The 23,430-nt window shown below is 59.9% G+C and carries 25 protein-coding genes, 1 other RNA gene and 1 riboswitch; of the genes, 6 read left to right on the top strand and 20 right to left on the bottom strand.

What is annotated here, in order from left to right:
• Positions 1-10 precede the first annotated feature (10 nt).
• Positions 11-994 (bottom strand): TauD/TfdA family dioxygenase, encoded by a 984-nt coding sequence (locus ACZ5RT_RS10055; protein WP_464452349.1) that lies wholly within the window; start codon positions 992-994, stop codon positions 11-13.
• A gap of 144 nt (positions 995-1,138) precedes the next feature.
• Here ACZ5RT_RS10055 and ACZ5RT_RS10050 point away from each other — a divergent pair, with 144 nt between their 5' ends.
• Complete coding sequence (locus ACZ5RT_RS10050) at positions 1,139-2,611, top strand: RNB domain-containing ribonuclease (protein WP_464452348.1); 1,473 nt, start codon at positions 1,139-1,141, stop codon at positions 2,609-2,611.
• Positions 2,612-2,658: 47 nt separating this feature from the next.
• Here the strand turns inward: ACZ5RT_RS10050 and fumC are convergent, their stop codons facing one another.
• The 9 genes from fumC to ACZ5RT_RS10005 form a co-directional block, all read right to left on the bottom strand.
• Positions 2,659-4,080, bottom strand: coding sequence for a class II fumarate hydratase (gene fumC, locus ACZ5RT_RS10045; protein WP_464452347.1), 1,422 nt, complete (start codon positions 4,078-4,080; stop codon positions 2,659-2,661).
• Between the two features lie 58 nt (positions 4,081-4,138).
• Positions 4,139-4,741, bottom strand: a complete 603-nt coding sequence (wrbA, locus tag ACZ5RT_RS10040) for an NAD(P)H:quinone oxidoreductase (RefSeq protein ID WP_464452346.1) — start codon at positions 4,739-4,741, stop codon at positions 4,139-4,141.
• Between the two features lie 133 nt (positions 4,742-4,874).
• Entirely contained in the window at positions 4,875-5,117 is a 243-nt protein-coding gene (locus ACZ5RT_RS10035; RefSeq protein WP_108426276.1) for a glutaredoxin family protein, read from the bottom strand.
• A gap of 10 nt (positions 5,118-5,127) precedes the next feature.
• The gene (locus tag ACZ5RT_RS10030) at positions 5,128-6,591 is read right to left on the bottom strand and encodes a cobyric acid synthase (protein WP_464454212.1); all 1,464 of its coding nucleotides are present in this window, start codon (positions 6,589-6,591) and stop codon (positions 5,128-5,130) included.
• A 34-nt stretch (positions 6,592-6,625) separates the two neighbouring features.
• Positions 6,626-7,390 (bottom strand): ABC transporter ATP-binding protein, encoded by a 765-nt coding sequence (locus ACZ5RT_RS10025; protein ID WP_464452345.1) that lies wholly within the window; start codon positions 7,388-7,390, stop codon positions 6,626-6,628.
• A complete protein-coding gene (locus ACZ5RT_RS10020; protein ID WP_416561317.1) occupies positions 7,387-8,349 on the bottom strand; it encodes a FecCD family ABC transporter permease in 963 nt (320 codons plus the stop codon). The genes ACZ5RT_RS10025 and ACZ5RT_RS10020 overlap by 4 nt, the downstream gene beginning before the upstream one ends.
• Positions 8,350-8,387: 38 nt before the next feature.
• On the bottom strand, positions 8,388-9,227 hold the full coding sequence (locus tag ACZ5RT_RS10015) for an ABC transporter substrate-binding protein (protein WP_464452344.1): 840 nt from the start codon (positions 9,225-9,227) through the stop codon (positions 8,388-8,390).
• A gap of 28 nt (positions 9,228-9,255) precedes the next feature.
• Positions 9,256-10,065, bottom strand: a complete 810-nt coding sequence (locus tag ACZ5RT_RS10010; protein WP_464452343.1) for an ABC transporter substrate-binding protein — start codon at positions 10,063-10,065, stop codon at positions 9,256-9,258.
• A 7-nt stretch (positions 10,066-10,072) separates the two neighbouring features.
• Entirely contained in the window at positions 10,073-12,100 is a 2,028-nt protein-coding gene (locus ACZ5RT_RS10005; protein WP_464452342.1) for a TonB-dependent receptor, read from the bottom strand.
• Positions 12,101-12,168: 68 nt separating this feature from the next.
• Positions 12,169-12,415: riboswitch (cobalamin riboswitch) on the bottom strand.
• Positions 12,416-12,486: 71 nt separating this feature from the next.
• On the opposite strand from ACZ5RT_RS10005, the gene ACZ5RT_RS10000 reads away from it, so the two are divergent.
• From ACZ5RT_RS10000 to ACZ5RT_RS09985, 4 genes are all read left to right on the top strand, one after another.
• A complete protein-coding gene (locus ACZ5RT_RS10000; protein ID WP_108426271.1) occupies positions 12,487-12,717 on the top strand; it encodes a DUF904 domain-containing protein in 231 nt (76 codons plus the stop codon).
• On the top strand, positions 12,714-13,040 hold the full coding sequence (locus tag ACZ5RT_RS09995) for a cell division protein ZapA (protein WP_464452341.1): 327 nt from the start codon (positions 12,714-12,716) through the stop codon (positions 13,038-13,040). The genes ACZ5RT_RS10000 and ACZ5RT_RS09995 overlap by 4 nt, the downstream gene beginning before the upstream one ends.
• 45 nt (positions 13,041-13,085) lie before the next feature.
• A non-coding RNA gene (ssrS, locus tag ACZ5RT_RS09990) (6S RNA) lies at positions 13,086-13,265 on the top strand.
• A 25-nt stretch (positions 13,266-13,290) separates the two neighbouring features.
• The gene (locus ACZ5RT_RS09985) at positions 13,291-14,106 is read left to right on the top strand and encodes a sulfite exporter TauE/SafE family protein (protein ID WP_464452340.1); all 816 of its coding nucleotides are present in this window, start codon (positions 13,291-13,293) and stop codon (positions 14,104-14,106) included.
• 28 nt (positions 14,107-14,134) lie between these two features.
• Here the strand turns inward: ACZ5RT_RS09985 and ACZ5RT_RS09980 are convergent, their stop codons facing one another.
• From ACZ5RT_RS09980 to hemN, 3 genes are all read right to left on the bottom strand, one after another.
• Positions 14,135-14,878, bottom strand: coding sequence for an SIMPL domain-containing protein (locus tag ACZ5RT_RS09980; RefSeq protein WP_291929370.1), 744 nt, complete (start codon positions 14,876-14,878; stop codon positions 14,135-14,137).
• Between the two features lie 98 nt (positions 14,879-14,976).
• The gene (locus ACZ5RT_RS09975) at positions 14,977-15,654 is read right to left on the bottom strand and encodes a sulfite exporter TauE/SafE family protein (protein WP_416561092.1); all 678 of its coding nucleotides are present in this window, start codon (positions 15,652-15,654) and stop codon (positions 14,977-14,979) included.
• Between the two features lie 82 nt (positions 15,655-15,736).
• Complete coding sequence (gene hemN / locus ACZ5RT_RS09970; protein ID WP_464452339.1) at positions 15,737-17,119, bottom strand: oxygen-independent coproporphyrinogen III oxidase; 1,383 nt, start codon at positions 17,117-17,119, stop codon at positions 15,737-15,739.
• A gap of 208 nt (positions 17,120-17,327) precedes the next feature.
• Here hemN and fnr point away from each other — a divergent pair, with 208 nt between their 5' ends.
• Positions 17,328-18,047 (top strand): fumarate/nitrate reduction transcriptional regulator Fnr, encoded by a 720-nt coding sequence (gene fnr, locus ACZ5RT_RS09965; RefSeq protein WP_291929364.1) that lies wholly within the window; start codon positions 17,328-17,330, stop codon positions 18,045-18,047.
• Here fnr and ACZ5RT_RS09960 read toward each other — a convergent pair.
• The 7 genes from ACZ5RT_RS09960 to ccoN form a co-directional block, all read right to left on the bottom strand.
• Positions 18,025-18,330: a hypothetical protein gene (locus tag ACZ5RT_RS09960; RefSeq protein WP_291929362.1), complete on the bottom strand. Its 306-nt coding sequence runs from the start codon at positions 18,328-18,330 to the stop codon at positions 18,025-18,027. The two genes, fnr and ACZ5RT_RS09960, sit on opposite strands and share 23 nt — an antisense overlap.
• A gap of 16 nt (positions 18,331-18,346) precedes the next feature.
• Complete coding sequence (locus ACZ5RT_RS09955) at positions 18,347-18,631, bottom strand: nitrogen fixation protein FixH (protein ID WP_416561090.1); 285 nt, start codon at positions 18,629-18,631, stop codon at positions 18,347-18,349.
• A gap of 29 nt (positions 18,632-18,660) precedes the next feature.
• Complete coding sequence (gene ccoG, locus ACZ5RT_RS09950; RefSeq protein ID WP_464454211.1) at positions 18,661-20,112, bottom strand: cytochrome c oxidase accessory protein CcoG; 1,452 nt, start codon at positions 20,110-20,112, stop codon at positions 18,661-18,663.
• 61 nt (positions 20,113-20,173) lie between these two features.
• Positions 20,174-21,106: a cytochrome-c oxidase, cbb3-type subunit III gene (gene ccoP, locus ACZ5RT_RS09945; RefSeq protein WP_422169675.1), complete on the bottom strand. Its 933-nt coding sequence runs from the start codon at positions 21,104-21,106 to the stop codon at positions 20,174-20,176.
• 38 nt (positions 21,107-21,144) lie between these two features.
• Positions 21,145-21,285 (bottom strand): cbb3-type cytochrome oxidase subunit 3, encoded by a 141-nt coding sequence (locus tag ACZ5RT_RS09940; protein ID WP_108426260.1) that lies wholly within the window; start codon positions 21,283-21,285, stop codon positions 21,145-21,147.
• Positions 21,286-21,294: 9 nt separating this feature from the next.
• Entirely contained in the window at positions 21,295-21,921 is a 627-nt protein-coding gene (gene ccoO / locus ACZ5RT_RS09935) for a cytochrome-c oxidase, cbb3-type subunit II (protein WP_108426259.1), read from the bottom strand.
• Positions 21,922-21,934: 13 nt separating this feature from the next.
• Entirely contained in the window at positions 21,935-23,374 is a 1,440-nt protein-coding gene (ccoN, locus tag ACZ5RT_RS09930; RefSeq protein ID WP_108426258.1) for a cytochrome-c oxidase, cbb3-type subunit I, read from the bottom strand.
• Positions 23,375-23,430: the final 56 nt, after the last annotated feature.

Here is a 23,430-nt window from a genome sequence, read left to right as displayed (position 1 = left end):
GGCGGACCCATCAGGCGAGTGCTACAGGTGCCGGGAACCCGTTACGACCTGGAAACTCCGGCGCCAATGTCCGCGCATTGGGCATCTTGACCCACAGGCGCAGCATTTTGCGGTTGAGTTCGTGCACGCCATGGTCTTCAAACTCATTGCGCGAGTGCAGCACCGCATAGTTGTTGGCAAACTGCAGGTCACCGGGCTCCAGCATCATGCTGAGGCGGAAATCCTCGCGGTGCATGATGTCATCAAACAGATCGAGCGCTTCGATTTCGACCTTCGACAAAGGGAGCTGGCGGATCTCATGGCCCAGTTCGATGTACTGGCGCAGGTAGCGGCAGCTGAGCTTGCCCAGGTGGTGGCTGAAAATCGGCGACAAGCTGGGCAGGTCCTCGCACAGGTGCGAAAAATACCAAGTGCGGTAATACAGACCCAGGTACTCGGGGTGGTGTTGCAGGATCTCGTTGTAGATCGCGGCCACGCTCACCAAGCTGCTCAAGCCCCCCTGCTTGGCCTTGCGCAGACACAAAAGGCCCACCACGTCCGACGGGTCCGAGTGGTAAGGCAAATACAGGTTGGTTTCGTAAACGCGGGTGGTTTTTTTCGTGACATCGCCCACATTCATGACCACGCCCAGCAGATCGCCCTTGGGGTTTTGCCTTACAGGCACGCCCATGTGCAGACCAATGCCGTAATACAGGATCTGGATGTCTTCTTCGCTGTAGCGCTCCACAGGCAGGCCACGCAGCACCAGAAAGCCCCGGCCGTTTTCCAGCTCGTCGCTGTGCGCCTTCAGGGTGTGTGCCCAGTCGCCAATTGGAAAGTCTTCGCGGGAGAAATTCGGAAACGTCAAGCCTTGGGCTTTGACATGGGCCAGCGCGGCATCCAGCGTTGCGATCACCTCCGCCGACAAGTGATGCAACCAAGAGGTGTCCCCCACCATCTCGGCACCCTTCCAGGCCGCAGGCCCGGTGATCGTTTGTTTGAGTATCAGGCTCATGTTGTCCTTTCAGGTTGGTGTTGGCCGCAGATGACCTTTTGCGCACCACAAGAACAAGTTTACCGGGCACGCCAAAGAGGCTTTGCGAACAGTGTTCATCCCCACAAGAGGCGCAGAATGGGACAATACCCGGAAAGGCTCCTCATGCGCCACATCCTGTCCAACCACAGGGCCAACCTTTCGACCATCGCCACCTGGGCCATGTTCAGCAGAGGGCTGGAGCCGGAGTTTTCACACGCTGTACAGCGACAGGTCGCCTCGCTCAAAGGCCCTGCTACCGAGTCTGACGAGGCTGTCCGGGACCTCACCGGATGGCTGTGGTGCTCGATCGACAACGACGATTCGCGTGACCTGGACCAATTGACTGTGATCGAGCCGCTGCACCAAGGCAAGATCCGGGTTCATGTGGCCATTGCCGATGTCGATGCGTTGGTGAAAAAAGGCACGCCCATCGATGAACATGCGCGCCAAAACACCACATCGGTCTACACCTCGGCCCTGATCTTTCCGATGTTGCCTGAGCGGCTGTGCACCGATCTGACCTCCCTCAATCAGGACGAAGACCGTTTGGCTGTGGTGGTTGAAATGGCTTTCAGCGAGGACGGGGTCTTGCTGGAGTCGTCGATCTATCGGGCGCGGGTGCGCAACAAGGCACAGCTGGCATACGACGCCGTTTCGGCGTGGCTGGCGGGTGAAGGCGATTTGCCGGAGCCCGCTCGCCGGGTCAAGGGCATGCAGATTCAGCTGCGCCTGCAAGACGAGTTGGCACAAAAACTCAGGGTCTTGCGGCGTGCAGAAGGTTCGCTGGAATTTGAAACTTTTCAGCCCAAAGCGCTGTTCGATGGCGACCGGATCACGGACATTCAACAGCAGCCACACAATCGGGCCAGGCAGTTGATCGAAGAATTCATGATCGCCACCAATCGCTGCACCGCCCGTTTTCTGGCGACCCACGGCCGTGCATCGCTGCGCCGCGTAGTGCGCTCCCCCGAGCGTTGGTTGCGCATTGTGCAGGTGGCACAAGAGTACGGGGTCACATTGCCGAACGAACCCGACGGACAAGCCCTGGAAACCTTTTTGGCCAACCAGCACAAGCGGGACCCGCTGCGGTTTCCCGACCTGTCACTGGTCATCGTGAAACTCATGGGCTCGGGCGAATACGTGGTGGAACGCCCCGGCCATGTCCCGATCGGCCATTTCGGTTTGGCCGTGCACGACTACATGCATTCCACCGCGCCCAATCGGCGCTTTCCTGATCTGATCACCCAGCGGCTGATCAAGTCGGTCCTGAACAACGCCAAGCCCGCTTACGCCCATGCCGAATTGGCCGATCTGGCGTCGCACTGCACAGCGCAAGAAGATGCCGCACAGAAAGTGGAACGCCAAGTTCGCAAATCCGAGGCTGCCTTGTTGCTGCATTCCCATGTGGGCGAGCGTTTCAGGGGTTTGGTGACGGGCCTGGGGGAGCACGGCGTTTGGGTCCGCATCCTTCAACCTCCGGCAGAAGGTCGGCTCACGGGACCACTGCCCGACCTGAGGGTTGGCCAGGCGGTGACCGTCAAGCTGGTCTCCACCTCGGTCGAGCGGGGGTTCATTGATTTTGTGCTGGTGCATTGATGCAGGCCGCGCAGCACCACGGCGTTTGATCTGGTGCGTTTCAGGTGTCAGGTATCAGGTGCCGGGTTGGCGTGGCTTGGCATGGGCCCCAGCATCCCCGCGGGCTGAAGCCAAAGATCCAATTGCGCCTGACTGGCATAGCCCAGCGAGAGCGCAGCCTCAGCAAGTGAACTGCCATTCTTCAAAGCCCACTTGGCAATCTCTGCAGATCGGTCATAGCCCAGGTGCGGGACCAAGGCGGTCACCAGCATCAAGGATTTCTTCAGGTGCGCCTCGATGCGCTCAACATCGGGCTGGATACCCCGCACGCAATGCCGGTCGAAACTGCGCATGCCGTCGGCCAAAAGACGAATGCTCTGCAGCAGGTTGTGGGCCAACAGCGGTTTGTAGACGTTGAGCTCCAAATGCCCGGACGCCGCGCCGATGCCCATGGCCACATCGTTGCCCATCACTTGGGCACACAGCATGGTCAACGCTTCGCATTGGGTGGGGTTGACCTTACCGGGCATCATCGAGCTGCCGGGCTCATTGTCCGGGATGGTGATTTCGCCCAAACCCGATCTCGGGCCTGAAGCCAGCCATCGAATGTCGTTGGCGATCTTGGTCAGCGCAATGGCCAGCGTTTTGAGCATGCCATGCGTCGCCACCAAAGCATCGTGTGCAGCCAAGGCTGCGAACTTGTTGTCGGCACTCGCAAAGGGCATGTGGTGCAAACGCGCCAACTCGGCCGCCACACGTGGGCCAAATTCCGGGTGGGTGTTCAGGCCTGTTCCGACCGCTGTGCCGCCGATGGCCAATGGGTAAAGCCAGCTCAGCGCACCCTGGATCAGCTGGCGGGCGTTGGCCAATTGCGCGGCATAGCCCGAAAACTCCTGTCCCAGCGTGATCGGCGTGGCATCTTGCAGGTGTGTCCTGCCCAGCTTGACGATGCCCGAGAAAGCCTGTGATTTCTCCTGCAGGCTGGCCTGCAGCTCGTCCAGCGCGGGCAACACGAGTGTCGAAATGCCCAAAGCCGCAGCCACATGCAAGGCCGTTGGAAACACATCGTTGGACGATTGGCCCAAATTCACATCGTCGTTGGGATGGACCAGCCGCTCTGGACCACGAGGGCCTGCCAAATGCTCGGATGCGCGATTGGCCAGCACCTCGTTCATGTTCATGTGGGTCTGTGTGCCAGAGCCGGTTTGCCAGACCGACAGCGGGAACTCGGCGTCGTGCGTGCCTGCCATGACTTCTTCGGTCGTCACCATGATGCTGCGCACTTTTTGCATCGGCAAAAGTCCCAAGTCACCATTGACCTTGGCGCAAGACCGCTTGACCGAAGCCAAGGCGTGGATCAGTTCCACAGGCATCCGTTCACTGGAGATGTTGAATTGCAAGAGGGCGCGCTGAGTTTGCGCCCCCCACAAGCGATCCGAGTCGACCAGCACGGGGCCCAAGGGGTCGAACTCCTGTCTTTGGGATGTCATCAGCGCCCTCTATTTCATGCCGGAATGCATCACACAGGTCTTGAGAAGTCGATGACTCTCAGGTGCCAAAAATCTTGTTGGCTGTTTGCGCAATCAGCATGCCTTGATGGCGCGCACCCTCCAGCTCGATCTTGCTGGGTTGACGTTCTCCCTTGCCGCCAGCAATGGTCGTGGCCCCATAGGGCGTGCCACCCACAATTTCGTCCAGACTCATTTGTCCTTGGTGGCTGTAGGGCAAGCCCACGATGACCATGCCAAAGTGCATCAGGTTGGTGATGATGGAAAACAGGGTCACCTCTTGCCCGCCGTGCTGCGTGGCCGTCGATGTGAAGGCGCCGCCCACCTTGCCATGCAAGGCCCCGCGTGCCCACAGACCACCCGCCTGGTCCAGAAAGCTGGCCATTTGAGCAGGCATCCGGCCAAACCGTGTGGGCGCACCGACAATGATGGCGTCGTAGTTTTCCAGCTCCGCCACTGTGGCCACGGGTGCGGCCTGATCCAGCTTGAAATGACCGCTTTGGGCAATCGCCAACGGCACGGTTTCCGCGACCCGCTTCAGATCAACATGCGCCCCTGTTGACCGAGCGCCCTCGGCCACGGCCTGCGCCATGGTCTCCAGGTGACCATAAGTGGAATAGTAAAGAACCAGAACTTTGGACATGAGAACTCCTGAAATGCACGGCACCTGCCAAGGCACCATCATTGATCAAGCGTTCGTCATGAACGGTTCGCCAGCACACAGTTCGCAGCCCTGACGCAGCGGGTGCTGGCGTCGAGGTCAGGGCTTGGGGGTCTCAGCGCCCGAGTTGAACCAAGGCCGCCTGCAAGCCAGCCAGACCACCCACGCGCTGGTCGTTGATGAAAATCTGGGGCATCTGGCGGACCGAAGGGCCGCATTTTTCGTAAAACGCCATGCGCTCGGCTTCGCCATCGATCTTGATTTCTTCAAAAGCCAGCGACTTGGTTTTGAGCAGCATTTTGGCGGACTCGCATTGCGGGCATGCGGACTTGGAGTAGACGACGATTTTGAGTTCCATGGTGCTGATTTTACCGGGCGGTGGGGTCTTGAATCAGCCGCTGCAAGACGGCGGGATCGATGTGCTGTTCAATGAAATCTGCCAAGCCGTTGAACACCGTTTCGAGCGTCGGCACCCCAGCGCCGAACAAGGCTTGCAGCACAGCCGGGCATTCGAACAGCCCGTGCAAATAGGTGCCCAAAACCTGACCGCTGCCACTTTGCCACGCCATGCCCGGCATGACTTCACGTAGAACTGTGCCTGCTGCCAGCATGGCGCTGTGCCCCTGCGTCTGGCCGTGGTGGATTTCATAGCCTGCGACCTCGATGTCACTCAATGCAGCCCAAGCCCCTTCCAGCAGGCCAAAGCGTGACACGGTTTGGGTCACCGTCTTGTCTGGCGCGAACTGAGTCACCAGCGGCAGCAGACCCAGACCCGGTGCGTTGCCATCGATGCCATGGGTGTCGATCAGCGCTTCGCCCAGCATTTGCAGGCCGCCGCAAATGCCGAGCACCGCACCACCGCGCTGCGCATGCTGCGCGATGGCCGCGTCCAGCCCCTGCTGGCGCAGCCAGGCCAAGTCGCTGCTGGTGTGTTTGCTGCCTGGCAGGATGACCCAGTCACTGGCTTCCAAGCCTGCCAAGTCGGCCGGGCTGCGGGCCCAAAGCAGACGCACGCCGGGCACATTTTTGAGCGGCTGAAACTCGTCCAGATTGCTGATGCGCGGGTAAGCGATCACGACCACGGTTTTGGTCACCGCCCCATTGGCACGGCTGCGGTCGTCAAACACGCCATCTTCTTCGGGCAAGCCGTGCTGCCACCACATGGGCAAGACGGCAACGGTGGGCACACCCGTCATGTCCTGGAGCATCTCGGGCGCTGGGGCCAGCAAACTGGCGTCGCCCCGGAACTTGTTGAGCACAAAGCCCGTGATGCGTTTTTGGTCTTCGGGCGGCAGCAGTGCCCAGGTGCCATACAGGTGGGCAAAGGCCCCACCCTTGTCAATGTCGGTCACCAGCAGGCATTGGGCGTTGGCGTGGCGTGCCACGCGCAGGTTGACGATGTCGCTGGCCATCAGGTTGATCTCGGCTGGCGATCCCGCGCCTTCGATCACCACCACATCGTTCTCGGCGATCAGTTCGTCCAAAGCCTGCGCAATCTGTGGCCAGACTTTTTCGCTGCGCCCGCGCCAAGGGGTTTCGGTCAGTTCGGCATGCACCTGCCCCAACAGCACCACTTGGCTGCGCGTGTCGGCCTCGGGCTTGAGCAGCAAGGGGTTCATGCGCACATCGGGTTCGGCTTTGGCCGCCAGCGCCTGGAAATATTGCGCACTGCCAATCTCGCCCAGCCCACTGGCACTGGCGACCACGCGGGCGTTGTTGCTCATGTTCTGTGCCTTGAAAGGCGCGACTTTGAGGCCCTGACGGGCGTAGTGGCGGCACAGTGCGGTGGTCAGCCAGCTTTTGCCAGCGCCGCTGGATGTGCCCAGCACCATGATGCAACGCGCTTTTTGAGGTGAAGTCATGACATCACAAGCGGGGCAGCGCCACGCTTTGCCCTTCTACCGACACGATGCGGATGCGCTGGTCGAACACCGCTTCAATGGCCCGTTGCGTGGCTTCATCGGCGCAGGCACCATGGTGCACCACGCGCCCGGCTTGCATGACCACCACGTCATCGGCGTGCAAGGCCATGCCGATCTCGTGCAACACGCTGACCACCGTGGTGCCTTGGGCCAACAGGCAATGCACCTGCTCCAGCCAGTCCACTTGGTGCGGTGGGTCCAGATTGGCCAGTGGTTCGTCCATCAGCATGATGGGCGCATTGACCGCCAAGGCACGGGCCAGCAACACGCGCTGACGTTCACCGCCCGACAACTGCCCCAAGGTACGATCACGCCAGTCCCAAGCTTGCGTGGCCTTCAGGGCCGACTCGACCATTTGCTGGTCCAGCACACTGGGCGCCGACAACCAGTCCTGAAAAGGCAGGCGGCCCAGCATGACCACATCAAACACCCGCAAGTCGTCGCTGGCGCCCTCGCCCTGCCCCAACCAGGACAGCTGCTGCCCCCGCTCTCGCCGCGCGATACCGGTCAAGGGTTGGCCAAACCAATGCACCTGGCCTTGTGCCGGCAGCAAACCCGACAAAGCCTTGAGCAAGGTGGATTTGCCAGCGCCGTTGGGCCCCACGATGCTGGTCCAGCGGCCAGCGGGCAGGGTCAAGTTCACCCCGTGCAGCACCTCCTGCCCACCGAGGCCAACACGCAGATCAAGCGCTTGCAAGGCGGCGATCATGACAGCCCCCGAACCGATGAGATGCGGGACATGCGCCACAGCAAATAACCACCGCCCAGCACCGCTGTGAGCACACCCACCGGCATTTCCTGTGGGGCGATCAAGCCGCGGGCCAGCAGGTCCGCCAGCAACAACAGCCAACCGCCCGTCAAAGCGGCCAACACCACCGTCCAGCGGTGCGTGGTACGCACCACCGCCCGCACCACATGGGGTGCGGCCAAGCCCACAAACGCGATCAACCCCATTTGCGCCACCGCCGTGCCCGTGGCCAAAGCGATCACGGTGATCAACCACACGCGGGCTTGTGCCAATGGCACCCCAAGGCTCAATGCGGTGTTTTCGCCCAAGGTGAGGGCATCCAAAACACGCGCCATCACCACCGCCAAAGCCCCGCACAACAGCAAGACCGCGCACATCAACACACACGAGGTCCAGGCCATGAAGCCTGTGGAGCCCAGCATGAAGCCTTGCATGCCCTGCCAGACCTCGGGCCGCCACAAATTCAAAAACGAGGTGATGGCGCCCAGCACCACGCCCACCACCACGCCCGCCAGCAACAAGCGCAAGGTGTGTTGCACACCTCGGGCCAGCAGCAAGGTCAGCATCACGGCCAGCACCGCACCCACGAACGCAGCGCCCGTCATGCCCAGTTTGACCCACCATCCCATGGCCATCACGCTGCCGCCAAACAGGCTCAGGTAAATGGCCACGCCCAGTGACGCGCCCGAGGCACTGCCCAACAAATAAGGATCGGCCAAGGGGTTGCGAAACAAGCCTTGCGCCAAGGCCCCGGCCAAGCCCAGCAAAGCGCCGCCCGCCCAGGCCCCCAAAGAACGGGGCAAACGGATGTCCCACACGATTTGCGAGGTGATCGGGTCTTGCACGTCCGACCACCAAGGCGCCCAACCCGTGCTGCCCATGGCACTGCCCACGGCAATGCCCACCGCGCCCAGCACCATCAGCACCAGACTCAGCAGCCAGGGCTTGGGGGAATGGCTCAAGGCTTATCCCCCGCCATGCGCAGCAAACACTGCACCATGAGGCGCGCACCTTCGGCGATGCGCGGACCCGCACGCACCAGCATGTCGGACTCTTCCGATGAAAAGGCGCAGACCTTGCCCGACTGGATCGCCTTGAGCTGAGACCACCCGGGTCGCTGCGCCATGCTGGCGCGGCTGCTGTCTCCGGCCATGATCACATCGGGCTGGGCACGCACCACGAACTCGGGGTTGATTTTGGGGAAAGGCCCCAAGCTGGCGGGCAAGATGTTGCGCATGCCCAAACGCGCGAGTGTCTCGCCAATGAAAGACGACTCGCTCGCACCGTAAGGCGCAGGGCTGACTTCGACGTAAATTTTCTGCCCTTTGGCGTGGGACAGCAAAGACTGCGCAGCCGCAACCACACCCGCATCGATCTGCCGCCAAACGGCATCGCTTTGGGCTTTGGGCACACCCAGCGCCTGCGCCACGGTGTGCAGCACCCGCTGCGCATCGGCATGGGTGCGCGGCTCCAGCACCAGCACGGTCAAACCAAGGGCTTGAAAGCGCTCGGCACCCCGCGCCGAAGTGGCCATCAGCACAAGATCGGGGCGTAGCGCCACCACCGCTTCCATGCTGGGGTCCAGACCGCCGCCCATGCGCGGCAGCTGACGCACCGATTCGGGCCAGTTGGAATAACGGTCCAAGCCGACCAACTTGTGGCATTGGCCCAGCGCACAAACGGTTTCGGTCAGAGACGGCAAGAGGCTCACAATCCGCTCAGGCGGCTTGGCGATCACCACGTCCTGCTGGCGGTCGTCACGCACCGTCACAGCCTGTGCCAAGGCGGAGCAAAGCATCAAACCGATCCACCAGAAAGACCGAGCTTCACGCATATTGGTCCACCCATTGGCTGATGATGCGGTGCATCTGGGCCACGCCATCGGTCAAGGCGGCAGGACCCGGCTGCAAAATGTCGGCCGATTTGATTTCAAACAACTGCCCATTGCGCACGGCCGGCACATGCTGCCAGCCGGGTCGGGCTGCGACTTTTTCAGGGCGGAACTTCTTGCCGCACCAGGAGCCGATGACGATGTCGGGGGCGCGGTCGATGATGGTCTGTGGATCGGCGATGATGCGGTCCTTGCCCAGCGACTGCACCGCCAGCTCGGGGAACACATCGTCGCCCCCGGCCATGCCCAACAATTCAGACACCCAGCGGATGCCACTGATGTGGGGCTCGTCCCATTCTTCAAAAAATACCTTGGGTCGGCGCTTGAAGCCTGCCGCCTTGTGCTGGATCGCCTCCAGCTCGGCCCGCATGGCCTGCAAACGCTGCAAGCCCTGCTCGGCCTGCCCCACCATGGCCGCCACCTGATACAGCATGGAAAAAATTTCATCCACGCTGCGCTGGTTGAACACCGTGACCTGCACGCCTGCCTTGATCAACAAGGACGCAATGTCGGCCTGAAGGTCTGAAAAACCAAAAACACAATCAGGCTTGAGCGCCAGGATCTTGTCGATCTTGGCGCTCAAAAATGCACTGACCTTGGGCTTCTCTTCACGGGCACGGCGCGGACGCACCGTGTAGCCCGAGATGCCCACGATGCGCTGCTCCTGCCCCAACAAATAGAGCCACTCCGTTGTCTCTTCGGTAAGACAGACGATGCGTTGGGGGCCGAGCACCAAGCTTTGCATACAAGCGTCAAAACTTGTACTTAGCCGTCAACATGAGATTTCGTCCCATGTCCGGATACAAGGTGTAACCACTGGTTGTCGTGGCATAGCCATAGTATTTCTTGTCCAGCAGATTTTTCACAAGAATCGACAACTCAAGTTTGTCGAGGCTATGTGCATAGCGCCAATCGAGTGTGGCGTATCCGGGCATTTTGCTGGCGTTATCAAAGCTGCCTGCAATGGCTTGCTGACTAACCGCCGTCACCATCCATGACATGACTTGGTTGGCAGGCATGCGCCAATCGACCCGTACACCCAATGACTGCTTGGGCGACATGGGCACTTGTTTGCCCATATTGGCGCCAGACAAGAACTTAGCATCTCGCAGACTCAGGCTACCCGAAACACTGAGGCTAGAGCTGTGCGGATAGCTCCAGAAGAATTCCAGAGTCTGGCGGCGGGTAGGTTCCAGATTGATGTTGGCCCAGTTAGCAGGGTCGTAAATGATCTCGTTTCTCAGATCTGAGCGCGCCCAGCGGACACTGGCACGAGCCTGGCTTGGCCAGCGGTACTTGAGGCCAAGCTCCTTCTCCGTAGAGGTTTGGGGCCGCAGAGCAATTGGGTTACCGTTCATGTCGTAGGCCGGAGTCGTGAACTCATCTACGTTAGGCAAGCGGTAAGATTCCGCCCAACGCCCATACACCGTCGCAGCCTCGTTCAGTGTCTGCGAAAACCCCAACTCTGCCGCAGACAATTTGTCTGTACTGACCGTTTTCCCTGGAGTGAATCCCCCCACGATACTCTGGAATTTATCAATATCTTCGGAGCGATAACCCACCGACAACTGCGTACCGGTAGCCTTCAGGATCGAATCGCTTTTAAGGAAATAGGATGTGGTGTTGTAGCCCAGTTTGATGCTGCTGCCAAAACTGGGATTGAGCGGGTAAATGCGGTTTTGATCCCAGTTAATTTTCTCTGTACCGACCGTTAAGGTTTGGCGACCCCAGCTTGTGTCCATGGGACGAATCGCTTGCAGTCCCGTGCTGTTGTTGCTGGTTTCAAATCGCAACGGATATGCGGAAGCTCCCATGACCGCCAGCGCTTCGTAATCTCGCTTGCGCTGAGCCAAATCCAATCGCAACACACTCCCCAAGACATCCGCCTCAACAAATGCCGCCTGGCCATTGGCCCTAGCATCCAGATAAGTTCGGTTGCTGAATGAAGAGGGTTGTGCTTGGCGTGGGTCGGCAGCGTACTGCGTCAGCGTCAATCCACCCGGTGTCTGTGCATGCTCACTGCGCTGATTAGCAATGACGCCAACGCGAAAGCTATCTCCACGGAACTGTGCGGACACATTGACGTTTTTGTCAGAACTTGCGCCGTTTTGACGATAACCGTCTGATCGACGGTCTAGTCCCGAAGCATTGAAACTCCATTGCTCAGCCGAATAGAACAAGCCGCCTTTCACTTCACGTGTCCCGTAGGAGCCCACAGAAGCGGTAGCCTGCCCCGAGACACCCAATGGATGCACCAGCCCCGAAGCTTTCGTGATGATGTGGATCACGCCTGCAACCGCCCCTTCGCCGTACAGCACAGACGATGAGCCTCGGAGAATCTCGATTCGCTCAATCTGATCAAGCGCCAAGGCAGACAATCTCAGTTCACTGGAGTCTCCCTGCTTGTAAGCGATACCGTCAATGACCACCACCATGTTGGAGGCGGCAGTATCACCAAATCCCCCGAGGTCCAAAGAGTATTCGTTTCCCCCGGAAAGACTTGGACGGCCCAGCACACCACCGAGTTTCATGATGGCCTCGTTGACTGTTCCAACACCAGAGGACTCGATCTCGGCACGGGTAATTACGGTGGTGGCTACCGGCAACTCATGCGCATCCTGTTTGTATTTGGATGCACTGATCACCACAGAGTTTTGTGACAGGTCAAGGCTTGGGGCTACGCCCTGCACCTGAGCATGGACAACCGAAGCCCACAAAATTGGAGCGACACCACAAGTATGGGCGGCATAACGCGCCACAGTAGAAATATTTTTCTTCATGAGAAACTAACAAGTCAAACGCCCTCACCGCCTTCCCCGACAGTGCATGGGCTTTACAACCTATCTTGCGACAGGTCACCTTGTTGGCCGGTATCCGGGCTGACAGAGCGACTTCCATCACCTTCCCAGTTGCCTGTTTCAGGGCGACCAGTGGTTTGAGATGAAAGCTGGGTTTTCTTTTGACAGAAAACCCGTCTGCTTACCGTTGCGGGGGCAGCGCAGGTTAGGTCGGCCGTGGTGGCTTTTCCCTCCTGCTTCCCGTTGAACTGCGCGCCGTGAACCGGCATCGCGAGCACCAACAGCGATCATTTTATGCGCCAAACTGTCTCCCAGCCTACAAAATCGCCCACGCTCTACAATGCGAAATCTCTTTTTCTTTGTCTGCCATGGCCCATTCCGACACCATTGATCAAATTGCCGAGCGTGTGGATCATTTGTTGCTGCGCCACGAAGAGCTTCAACGCACCAACGCTTTATTGGCCCAGCAAGTCCAGGCGCTGACCCTTGAGCGTGACCAGCTCAAATCCCGACTGGCGGCAGCCAGAGCGCGTGTGGATGCCCTGATTGAGCGTTTGCCCGCATCCAGCACCCCCGCATCTCCTGAGGCTTCAGCATGAGCAACAAACAATTGGACGTCCAGATCATGGGACAAAGTTATATCCTCGGTTGCCCCGAGGGGGGTCAAGAGCGCTTGTTGGCTGCTGTGCGCAAAGTGGATGAAGCCATGTGCAAGATCCGCGATGCCGGCAAGATCAAGGCGCGTGACCGCATCGCCGTTCTGGCAGCGTTGAATCTGGCCTTCGAGCAATCTGAAACGCCTTCGCCCACCACCAACACCCAAGCTGCTGCGGCAGATGTCCCCGAAGCATCACAAGAGCGCTTGTCGCAGCTGCTCAAGCGTCTGGACCATGTTCTGGAGCAAGACGGTCAATTGATCTGATGCAGACGTTGTTCTGTGGCAGGTCTTTTGAAAGTCCTACAATGCCATGGTCTGCGGTGCATGCCGGGCTTTATATTTCCTTGAACCAATGCTCTTAGAGCCCGGGCTTGGTACATTGGCTGGTGAGCGTGATCGTCTCGCGTCAGATGAACCCAACGCCAGTCTGCCCTCGCCCACCTGAACCCCGGTTCAGGATGCCGGTCCGGTGGCACTCGCAGACACCTTTCCTTTCTAGACTCTCCATTCCCCCATGATCATCGAACCTCTGCTGTTGGCCGAATTGGCCGTTTTGGGCCTGTGTACGGGCTTTTTGGCGGGCCTGTTGGGCATTGGCGGCGGCATGATCATGGTGCCGTTCTTGACTTACCTGCTGGGTGCGCGTGGGGTCAGCCCCGACCTGGCCGTCAAGATGGCGATCGCCACATCCATGGCCACCATCATCTTCACCAGCGTCTCCAGTGTGCGTGCCCACCATAAGAAAAAAGCCGTGCGCTGGGATCTGGTCAAGGGCCTGGCCCCAGGCATTGTGATCGGCAGCCTGATCGGCAGCATGGGCATTTTTGCTTTCGCCAAAGGCACTTACCTGGCCTTGTTTTTTGCGGCTTTTGTCGGCTTCTCGGCGACACAAATGTTTCTGGACAAAAAACCCGCCCCTTCTCGCCAAGTGCCTGGCTTCCAGGGTTTGCTGGGCGCAGGCGGTCTGATCGGCTTGCTGTCGGGTCTGGTGGGTGCAGGCGGAGGCTTCATCAGCGTGCCGTTCATGGCCTGGTGCAATGTGGCCATCCACAACGCGGTGGCCACCAGCGCAGCTTTGGGTTTTCCGATTGCGCTGGCCAACGTGGCCGGTTACATCGTCAGCGGTCAGAACGTGCAGGACCTGCCAACCTACAGCTTTGGCTACTTGTGGTTGCCGGCTTTGGCGGTGATCGCCGTGTGCAGCGTGCTCATGGCCCCCATTGGCGCGGCAACGGCCCACAAACTGCCGGTCAAGCAACTCAAGCGCGTTTTTGCCAGCGTGCTTTATCTTCTGGCCGCTTACATGCTCTACAAAGGCCTGTCCGCCTGATTCAGGGCCTGAACTCAGGCCCACCCTGTCAGCGCATGGCGATGCTGCCCGTCAGGTTCACCACCACGCGCGACTTGCCTGCCATCGTAGGCACAGCAGCGGGTGCCTCGTCCATCTGCACCATGGCCATGCGGGGCATGACACTGCCCTCACTGGCCTCTTGCGCGTTCACGCGCACTTCCCTGAGGGTGTAAGCGCTGAAGCCAAACTGCTGCGTCAAGGCTTGGGCTCGGGTCTGAAAACGTGCGACCGCCTCGGCCTGGATGCGTGTTTCGGCCGCATTCTTTTGCTCTGCACTCAGCCGCCATTCGATCCGCGAGACCGTCATCTCTGGCAAGCGCGCCGCGAGGGTGGCGATCTGCTCGGCATCGCGGCCCTGCAACACCAATTGCGCCGTCCCTGCCCAGCCATTGATCTTCCCATCTCGCCCATACCGGGGTGAAACGTTCATCTCGCCCGTTCTCACTTCCAGTGCGCCGGGCTTGGCCATGGGGCTGGCAACAGCCAAGGCGGCCGACAGCACCGCGTTGAGCTGCTTTTGAACCGCAGGCGCTTGCAAGCCCTCTTTTTGAACCGACAAGCTCATGACCAGCCAGTCTTGAGCCACTTCGGTCTGTGCCGATGCACTCAGGTGCAGGACTTGATGCGCGACAGCATGGCCCGCATGAGGCATCTGAGAGGTGGATGGGTTTGGGCCTTGTGCGAAGGCGACAGGCCCCAAAAGCGTGGTCATCAGGGCCAAGGCCATGGAAGGCTTGGAAATCAAAGTCATGGGCTCTTTCCGGGAATGGGTCAAAACAACTGACAGAAACACGCGCATTGTGAAGGCCAGCAGGGTCAAAGAACTGTCTGGTCCGGTGCGGTTTGGTTTCAGGGTGTAACGCACCAGGGGGCTTGGTCATGCACCAAACCCATCCACAAAGCCCAGGCCGAGACGCCTGCCAGCGCCAAACCAGCCACACGCATGCCCCAGGCTCCGTCACCGAGTGTTTGCATGCGCAAAAACAACCAGGGCCCAGCCCACAGGCTAAGGCTGCTGCCCAGCGCAAACAAGGCCATGGTCGCCGCACCCTCCACAGGCTGGCTGGTCAAAGCGGCCACCATCAAAGCCGAATACAGCAAACCGCAAGGCATCAAGGCCCACAGCCCGCCCACCATCCAGGGCGCGGCGCGTCCCCAGCGGCTGTTGAAGGCTCGCACATGCGCCCACAAGCGGCGAGCGGCGGCATCGAGCCACACGGGTTGTCGTGCCTGCAGCATGAGCAGCAAGCCCAGCACCAGCGCCGTGAGGTGCAGCAAGGTCCAGACCGGGCGAATGGCGGCCGACTGCGTGGTCAACCAGCCCAGGCCCTGCACGCTGGCTGCAGCCACCGCGCCCAGCAGTGAATACCCGGCCAAACGCCCGAGCTGAAAAGCCAGCAAGGCCTGCGCCCGCCGCTCACCCGCCGCCCGGCCCAGGCCCGCACAGGCGGCGCCACACATGGCCACACAATGTGGCCCACCCAACACCCCCATCATCAAGGCCGTGATGGCCAAAGAACTTTGCATGCCCTGCCTGCTGGTTGATCTGCGTCGCATTGTCGGCGATGCGCACAGCCCATGGCCGGGCCATGCCCAAAGCCCCAAGGCATCAGATGATTTTGGAAAAGCGGCTGCGGTTGCGGTCGGCTTGGACGTAACGGTCAAACACCATGGCCACGCCCCTCACAAAAAACCAGCCCATGGCGGTGACCTGGATGCCGGAGTCACTCAGCGCCACCAGGCCTTGCGACTGCATGTCTTCGAGCTGGCTCAGCTCTTTGGCAAACAGGGTTTTGAAATCGACCAACCAGGCCAGGTTGATGGACTCGTATTGCAAATGGCCCTGGCACATCAGCGCCATGATGACCGAGCGGCGAATCAGGTCGTCGCGCGTGAGCGCCAGGCCCCGCACCACTGGAAAGTGGCCCTGATCGAGCAGGTCACAGTACTCTTCCATGGTCTTGGCGTTCTGGCTGTAAGTCGCGCCGATCCGCCCGATGGAGGAGACGCCCAAGGCAATCAGGTCGCAATCGGCTTGCGTGCTGTAACCTTGGAAGTTGCGGTGCAAACGCCCTTGCCTTTTGGCCACGGCCAAGGCGTCGTCGGGCAAGGCGAAGTGGTCCATGCCAATGTAGACATAACCCGCATCGGTCAAGGCGTCGAGCGAGCGCGACAGCATGGACACTTTGGCTGCACCCGAGGGCAATTCTTGCGCATGGATGCGGCGTTGGGGCTTGAAGCGTTCGGGCAGGTGCGCATAGGCATACAGCGCAATGCGGTCAGGACGCAGACTTTTCACCTGCTCAAGTGTGCGGTCAAAGGACTCGGGGGTTTGCAGAGGCAGGCCGTAAATCAGATCGACGTTGACCGACTCGAAGCCGAGGCGGCGAGCCGCTTGAACCAGTTGAAACACCTGCTCGGACGGCTGTATGCGGTGCACGGCTTTTTGCACCGCAGGGTCAAAGTCCTGCACGCCGAAACTCAGGCGGTTGAAGCCCAATTCGGCCAGCACGGCCAGTCGACTGTCGTCCACGGTGCGCGGGTCCACCTCGACAGAGTATTCACCGCCCGGCACGAATTCAAAATGCTCGCGCAGCATGGCCATGAGTTGGCGCAGCTCTTCGTCGCTCATGAAAGTGGGCGTGCCGCCACCCAAGTGCAACTGGCTGACCGACTGCCCTCGCCCCAGGTGCCGGGTGTGCAGTTCAACCTCTTTGCCGAGGTATTTCAAATACGCGGCAGAACGCTCTTTGTGTTTGGTGATGATTTTGTTGCAAGCGCAGTAATAACAAAGCGATTCGCAAAACGGGATGTGCACATACAAGGACAGCGGTGTCTGCTTGCCCACCGTACCCGATTGACGCTGCACCAAGGCTTGCACATAGTCGGCCTCGCCAAAGGCTTCGACGAAACGATCCGCTGTGGGATAGGAGGTGTAACGCGGACCGGGCACGTCAAAACGTGTCAGCAATTCAGGCGTGATGACGGACATGCGGCTGCCCCTTAATTCGAATGTGTTCACAACAATGGTGCGACTTTGCCTGTTTGCCCCCACGCTTGTATTGACTCAAGTCAAACGCTTTACCGGTTTCCCGGGATTTCCTGCACAGACAGGGTATACCCTGAAATTCGGGGTCGTTTTCGGTATAAGCTCAAGACTTGATCTAAGGCAAATCCATTTCTCAACCATGAGATCAACCATGAATCCCCAAGCCATCAAAGTCGCCTGCTCCAATTGCAACCTGCGTGAGTTGTGCATGCCCATGGGCCTGAGCGAGCATGACCTCAACCGCCTCGACGATCTGGTGGCGGTGCGCCGCAAAGTCAAGCGCGGGACCACTTTGTTCACCAACGGCGAGAAGTTCACCTCGCTGTACGCCATCCGCACGGGATTTTTCAAAACCTGCCTGGCCACCGAAGATGGACGCGACCAGGTCACGGGTTTTCAGATGGCAGGCGAAATCATTGGTTTGGATGGCATCGTGAACGACCAGCACACCTGCGATGCGGTGGCCCTGGAAGATGCCGAGGTCTGTGTCATGCCGTTTGACCGCATCGAAGAGATTTCACGCGAGGTGACCGCGCTGCAAAGCCATGTGCACAAAATCATGAGCCGCGAAATCGTGCGCGAACACGGCGTGATGCTGCTGCTGGGCAGCATGCGGGCCGAAGAGCGACTGGCCGCTTTTTTGCTGAATCTGGTGCAACGTCTGCATGCCCGTGGCTTTTCCCAGTCCGAGCTGGTGCTGCGCATGACGCGCGAGGAAATCGGCAGCTACCTGGGTTTGAAGCTCGAAACCGTCAGCCGCACTTTCTCCAAATTCGTCGAGGAAGGCATGGTGGAAGTCAAACAACGCCATGTCCGCATTCTGGACACCGAAGGCCTGCAGCGTCTGGTCAACAACAACGCGTGCCATTGACGCCGCCCTGCGCACAGTCTGCCGGGCGATCGCCCGGCGCTACCGGGCAGCGGTTGACTTCAAACGGGGACATGCCCAGCAGCGTGGTCAGGGCGCTGGAGAGCATGGTCAGACCCCAAAACGCGAAAAAAGCCAAGGTGTAAATCGCTTGCCTGGACAAGTCCAGATCGCGCCCGAACCAGTGCAGGTCTCGCGGGTCGACGAAGGCGAACACCAGCATTTCCATCAGTCCGGCCACCAAAAAGGCAGGCCAGGCAATCCACATCCAACGTTGAGCCCGCATGGTGTCTCCCTTCGCCTCAGGGTTGAGTCGGTGCGGCAGCAGGCGCCTGGACCGCTGAGGGCAATTCGCCCGTGGCCGCGTGGTTGCGGCCTTGCATGGCTGGAGCATGCGTGATGCCCTGGCGTTCCTGCATGGCGCTGCGCGGCGTCACCTGAAGCACCGGGTCGGGGTTGCTGGCGGCAATGTAAAACGTGACCAATCCCGCCACGACCACCACGGCCGGGCCGCCCACCACCATCCAGACCAGGCCAAAGCGCCACCAGGGTTGACCCTCTTGGGGCTTGCGCAGTGCGTTGTTCATGTGTGTCTTTCTGAAAAGGAGGTCACCCATCAACGGGGAACCAGGAACACGGTTTTCTCGCTCAACTGTCCCACCACTTGGCCATCGGGCGCGCGTGAGGCGATGCGGAAATGGATCGGGTGCGAGCCCGCAGCGGCCGCATCATAGGGCAGCTGCAAACGCACCGAGACCCAGCGGGACTCGGTGGCGGCCACTTGCACCTCTGGCTCACCCACCAGCTTAAGGCCAGGCAAGCCATCGATCTGCAACTCAAAGTTCAAGTGGTGTTCGGCTGCATTCATGATTTGCAGGCGGTACACGTTCTCGATCTGACCGCCTGCAACGATGCGGGCCAAAGTGGCACGGTCGCGTTCGATGTCCACTTTGAAAGGCTGGCGCAGCCACAGGGATGCCCCGACACCGACGATGATGGCCCACAACACGGCGGTGTAGACCAACACGCGGGGGCGGAAAATGCGGCGCACCGTTTGCGCCCAGTTCCAGCCCTTGTCCATCGCGTTTTGCGTGGAAAACTTGATCAGGCCGCGCGGATAACCCACCTTGTCCATCACGTTGTCACACACGTCCACACAAGCGCCGCAGCCAATGCATTCGTACTGCAGGCCTTTGCGGATGTCGATGCCCGTGGGGCAAACTTGCACACACAAGGTGCAGTCCACACAAGAACCCAGGCCCAGGGCTTGGGGATCGGCTTTTTTGGAGCGGGCACCCCGGGGCTCGCCCCGCGCTTCGTCGTAGGTGACGATGAGCGTGTCCTTGTCGAACATGGCGCTTTGAAAGCGGGCATAGGGGCACATGTATTTGCACACCTGCTCGCGCATGAAGCCCGCGTTGCCATAGGTGGCAAAGCTGTAAAACAGGATCCAGAAAATTTCCCATGGGCCAAAGCCCAGCGACAGGATCGATGCCGTCAACTCGCGGATGGGCGTGAAGTAGCCCACGAACGTGAAACCCGTCCACAACGAGAACACGATCCAGGCGAGCTGCTTGCCCGTCTTGCGCCAGACTTTGTTGAAGCTCAGCGGTGCGGCATCCAGGCGCATGCGGGCAGATCGATCGCCCTCGAACTGGCGCTCGATCCAGATGAAAATTTCGGTGTAAACGGTTTGCGGGCAGGCAAAACCACACCACAAACGCCCTGCCACTGCCGTGAACAGAAACAAGGAGAGTGCCGAGATGACCAGCAAAGCCGTCAGGTAAATGAAGTCTTGCGGATACAGGACGAGGCCGAAGATGTAGAAGCGGCGAGCGCCCAGGTCGAACAGCACCGCCTGGCGCTGCCCCCATTCCAGCCAAGGCAGGCCATAAAAAACCAATTGCGTGATGACCACCATCAACCAACGCCAGCGAGCGAAAACGCCCTGCACACTGCGTGGGTAGATTTTTTGGTGCGCCTGGTACAGCGACACCAGTTCCGCATCACCGTCGGTGGGTACGGGGGTGATGGGGATCACGCTGCGGGGGGGACGCTGATCGGGGATGGACAAAATGCAGACCTTGGGTCAAAGGGTGCAGCAGGACGGGCCTGCTGCACGGGGGACATCATTTCGCGGCGCTGACCGTGGTGCTCGCCGGGGCGTTGTTGGACAAGCCCCAGACATAAGAGGCCAGCACATGGATCTGACCTTCGGTCAGCTTCTGGGCCTGGGCGGGCATCTGGTTGACCTTGCCGTTGTTGATCATGTTCACGATGGCGTTTTCACCCCAACCGTGCAGCCAGATGTCGTCGGTCAGGTTGGGCGCACCCAGGGCGTGGTTGCCCTTGCCGTCCATGCCGTGGCAGGCTGCGCAGACACCAAACTTGGACTTGCCCAGCGAGGCGCGCAGGGAGTCGTGCGGGCTACCCGACAGGCTGAGCACATAGTGGGCCACGTTGCGCACGTCTTCAGGGCCACCCACCGCTGCGGCCATGGGGGGCATGTTGCCCGCACGGCCTTGCACCAAGGTGGTCTTGATCGCGTCAGGTGTGCCGCCATAGAGCCAGTCGGCATCGGCCAGATTGGGGAAGCCTTTGCTGCCCCGTGCGTCCGAGCCGTGGCATTGCGCACAGTTGTTCATGAACAAGCGGTCGCCAATGGCCAGGGCTTTCGGGTCTTTGGACACCTCTTCAGGCGGCATACCCAAAAACTTGGCGTACAGGGGGGCCACTTCGGCGTTGCCTTTGGCCACTTCGGTTTCGTATTGACCCGCCGAAGACCAGCCGAATTTGCCGGCAAAACTGCCCGCACCGGGGTACATGGCCAGGTAAACGAGGGAGAAGACAATGGTGATCACGAACAGGCCCACCCACCAACGCGGCAAGGGGTTGTTCATCTCGCGCAGGTCACCGTCCCAGACGTGGCCAGTGGTGTTGTCGTTGGCGGTCATGGCCTTGGCCTTGCCGCTGAACCACAGCAAAAGCAGGCAGGCGATGATGCTGACCAGCGTGATGCCTGCCACGTACAAGTGCCAGAAATTGCTGATGAAGTCACTCATGGGGATTCCTTGGTATTTTTTGAGTTCTGGCGGACAGCTCAGTCGTCCTGACGGAATGGCAGCTGCGCCGCCTCGTCAAAACTGGCCTGGTTACGGCGCGACCACGCCCACACCACAATGCCGATGAAGGCAGCAAAGGCGAGCAAAGTCACGATGGATCGCAATGTGTTGATGTCCATGGCCGTTCCTTATTTGCGGTGGGTGCCCAGCACCTGCAGGTAGGCGATGACAGCGTCCAGCTCGGTCTTGCCTTTCACCTCTTCAGGGGCCTTGGCGATTTCTTCGTCCGTGTAAGGCGCGCCCAGTGTGCGCAGACCGCTCATGTGGGCCTGAATGGAGCTGGCGTTAGCCGCTGTCTTTTCCAGCCAAGGGTAGGCGGGCATGTTGGACTCGGGCACCAGATCACGCGGGTTGGTCAGGTGGATGCGGTGCCATTCGTCGCTGTAGCGCCCCCCCACACGGGCCAGATCAGGACCTGTGCGCTTGGAGCCCCACTGGAAGGGGCGGTCGTAGACGAATTCACCCGCCAGCGAGTAGGAACCATAGCGCAGCGTTTCGGCGCGGAAGGGGCGGATCATCTGGGAGTGGCAGTTGTAGCAGCCTTCGCGCACATAGACATCGCGTCCGGCCACTTGCAGCGCGGTGTAGGGCTTGAGGCCCGGCACCGGTTCGGTGGTGGATTTCTGGAAAAACAGCGGCAGGATTTCGACCATGCCACCGACCAACAAGACCACCAGGATCAGCACGATCATCAGGAAGTTGTTGGTCTCGACTTTCTCATGCGACAAGCCGCCTGATTTTTGGTTTTGAGCCATGTTTGATTTCTCCTCAGGCGTGTGCAGGTTCGAGAGTAGGGATGCGGACTTCAACAGAACGCCCCCGAGTCACCGTCTTGAAGGTGTTCCAGAGCATGATGAGCATGCCCATCAGGTAGAGCAAACCGCCCAGCAAACGCAAGACATAGAACGGGTAAGTGGCTTTGACCGACTCGACAAAGGTGTAGGTCAGGGTGCCGTCGGCGTTCACAGCGCGCCACATCAGGCCTTGCATCACACCGGCAATCCACATGGCCGCGATGTAGATCACGATGCCGATGGTGGCCGTCCAGAAGTGCACTTCAATCGCCTTGACGCTGTACATCTGTTTCTGACCGAACAAGCGCGGAATCAGGTAGTACATGGAGCCCATGGTCACCAGACCCACCCAACCCAGGGCACCGGAGTGCACATGGCCCACGGTCCAGTCGGTGTAGTGGGAGAGCGCGTTGACGGTCTTGATGGACATCATCGGGCCTTCGAAGGTCGACATGCCGTAAAAAGACAGGGACACGATCAGGAAACGCAGGATCGGGTCGTCGCGCAGTTTGTGCCAGGCGCCCGACAGGGTCATGATGCCGTTGATCATGCCGCCCCAGCTGGGGGCCAACAAAATGAGCGAGAAGACCATGCCCACCGATTGGGTCCAATCAGGCAGCGCGGTGTAGTGCAGGTGGTGTGGGCCGGCCCACATGTAGGTGAAGATCAGGGCCCAGAAGTGGACGATCGACAGGCGGTACGAGTACACGGGACGCTCAGCCTGCTTGGGGATGAAGTAATACATCATGCCCAGGAAACCGGCCGTGAGGAAGAAGCCCACGGCGTTGTGGCCGTACCACCATTGGACCATGGCGTCCTGCACACCCGCGTAGGCGGAGTAGGACTTCATCATGCCCACGGGCAGCGCTGCGCTGTTGACGATGTGCAACAAAGCCACGGCGATGATGAACGCACCAAAGAACCAGTTGGCCACATAGATGTGACGCACCTTGCGTGTGCCGATGGTGCCAAAGAAGACCACGGCAAACGCCACCCAGACCAGGGTGATCAGGATGTCGATGGGCCACTCCAGCTCGGCGTATTCCTTGCCGCTGGTGTAACCCAAAGGCAGGGAAATGGCGGCCAATAAGATGACCAGTTGCCAGCCCCAGAAGGTGAAAGCCGCGAGTTTCTCGCCAAACAGCCGGACGTTGCAGGTGCGCTGCACCACGTAGTAAGCCGCCGCGAACAAGCCGCAACCACCGAACGCAAAAATCACCGCGTTGGTGTGCAATGGCCGCAGGCGACCGTAGCTGAGCCAGGAAATGCCCAGATTGAGCTCCGGCCAGGTCAGCTGGGCCGCGATGATCACGCCCACCAGCATGCCCACCACACCCCAAACCACCGTCATGATGGCGAATTGCCTGACAACCTTGTCGTTGTAGGACGTCGCCTGCATATTGGCAAATTTCATTTTCACCTCTTCTTTTTAAAAACTACCAGCACAGTTTGCCCGGGTATACACCGAGG

It is taken from the genome of Limnohabitans sp. TEGF003 (genome assembly GCF_055395455.1).
This window is presented reverse-complemented; position numbering and strand designations above follow the sequence as displayed.

Coding starts and splice junctions, on each gene's coding strand:
- ACZ5RT_RS10055 (WP_464452349.1), bottom strand. CDS start 994: ATGAGCCTGATACTCAAACAAACGATCACCGGGCCTGCGGCCTGGAAG.
- ACZ5RT_RS10050 (WP_464452348.1), top strand. CDS start 1,139: ATGCGCCACATCCTGTCCAACCACAGGGCCAACCTTTCGACCATCGCC.
- fumC (WP_464452347.1), bottom strand. CDS start 4,080: ATGACATCCCAAAGACAGGAGTTCGACCCCTTGGGCCCCGTGCTGGTC.
- wrbA (WP_464452346.1), bottom strand. CDS start 4,741: ATGTCCAAAGTTCTGGTTCTTTACTATTCCACTTATGGTCACCTGGAG.
- ACZ5RT_RS10035 (WP_108426276.1), bottom strand. CDS start 5,117: ATGGAACTCAAAATCGTCGTCTACTCCAAGTCCGCATGCCCGCAATGC.
- ACZ5RT_RS10030 (WP_464454212.1), bottom strand. CDS start 6,591: ATGGTGCTGGGCACATCCAGCGGCGCTGGCAAAAGCTGGCTGACCACC.
- ACZ5RT_RS10025 (WP_464452345.1), bottom strand. CDS start 7,390: ATGATCGCCGCCTTGCAAGCGCTTGATCTGCGTGTTGGCCTCGGTGGG.
- ACZ5RT_RS10020 (WP_416561317.1), bottom strand. CDS start 8,349: ATGGTGCTGGGCGCGGTGGGCATTGCCGTGGGCAGTGCCATGGGCAGC.
- ACZ5RT_RS10015 (WP_464452344.1), bottom strand. CDS start 9,227: ATGCTTTGCTCCGCCTTGGCACAGGCTGTGACGGTGCGTGACGACCGC.
- ACZ5RT_RS10010 (WP_464452343.1), bottom strand. CDS start 10,065: ATGCAAAGCTTGGTGCTCGGCCCCCAACGCATCGTCTGTCTTACCGAA.
- ACZ5RT_RS10005 (WP_464452342.1), bottom strand. CDS start 12,100: ATGAAGAAAAATATTTCTACTGTGGCGCGTTATGCCGCCCATACTTGT.
- ACZ5RT_RS10000 (WP_108426271.1), top strand. CDS start 12,487: ATGGCCCATTCCGACACCATTGATCAAATTGCCGAGCGTGTGGATCAT.
- ACZ5RT_RS09995 (WP_464452341.1), top strand. CDS start 12,714: ATGAGCAACAAACAATTGGACGTCCAGATCATGGGACAAAGTTATATC.
- ACZ5RT_RS09985 (WP_464452340.1), top strand. CDS start 13,291: ATGATCATCGAACCTCTGCTGTTGGCCGAATTGGCCGTTTTGGGCCTG.
- ACZ5RT_RS09980 (WP_291929370.1), bottom strand. CDS start 14,878: ATGACTTTGATTTCCAAGCCTTCCATGGCCTTGGCCCTGATGACCACG.
- ACZ5RT_RS09975 (WP_416561092.1), bottom strand. CDS start 15,654: ATGCAAAGTTCTTTGGCCATCACGGCCTTGATGATGGGGGTGTTGGGT.
- hemN (WP_464452339.1), bottom strand. CDS start 17,119: ATGTCCGTCATCACGCCTGAATTGCTGACACGTTTTGACGTGCCCGGT.
- fnr (WP_291929364.1), top strand. CDS start 17,328: ATGAATCCCCAAGCCATCAAAGTCGCCTGCTCCAATTGCAACCTGCGT.
- ACZ5RT_RS09960 (WP_291929362.1), bottom strand. CDS start 18,330: ATGCGGGCTCAACGTTGGATGTGGATTGCCTGGCCTGCCTTTTTGGTG.
- ACZ5RT_RS09955 (WP_416561090.1), bottom strand. CDS start 18,631: ATGAACAACGCACTGCGCAAGCCCCAAGAGGGTCAACCCTGGTGGCGC.
- ccoP (WP_422169675.1), bottom strand. CDS start 21,106: ATGAGTGACTTCATCAGCAATTTCTGGCACTTGTACGTGGCAGGCATC.
- ACZ5RT_RS09940 (WP_108426260.1), bottom strand. CDS start 21,285: ATGGACATCAACACATTGCGATCCATCGTGACTTTGCTCGCCTTTGCT.
- ccoO (WP_108426259.1), bottom strand. CDS start 21,921: ATGGCTCAAAACCAAAAATCAGGCGGCTTGTCGCATGAGAAAGTCGAG.
- ccoN (WP_108426258.1), bottom strand. CDS start 23,374: ATGAAATTTGCCAATATGCAGGCGACGTCCTACAACGACAAGGTTGTC.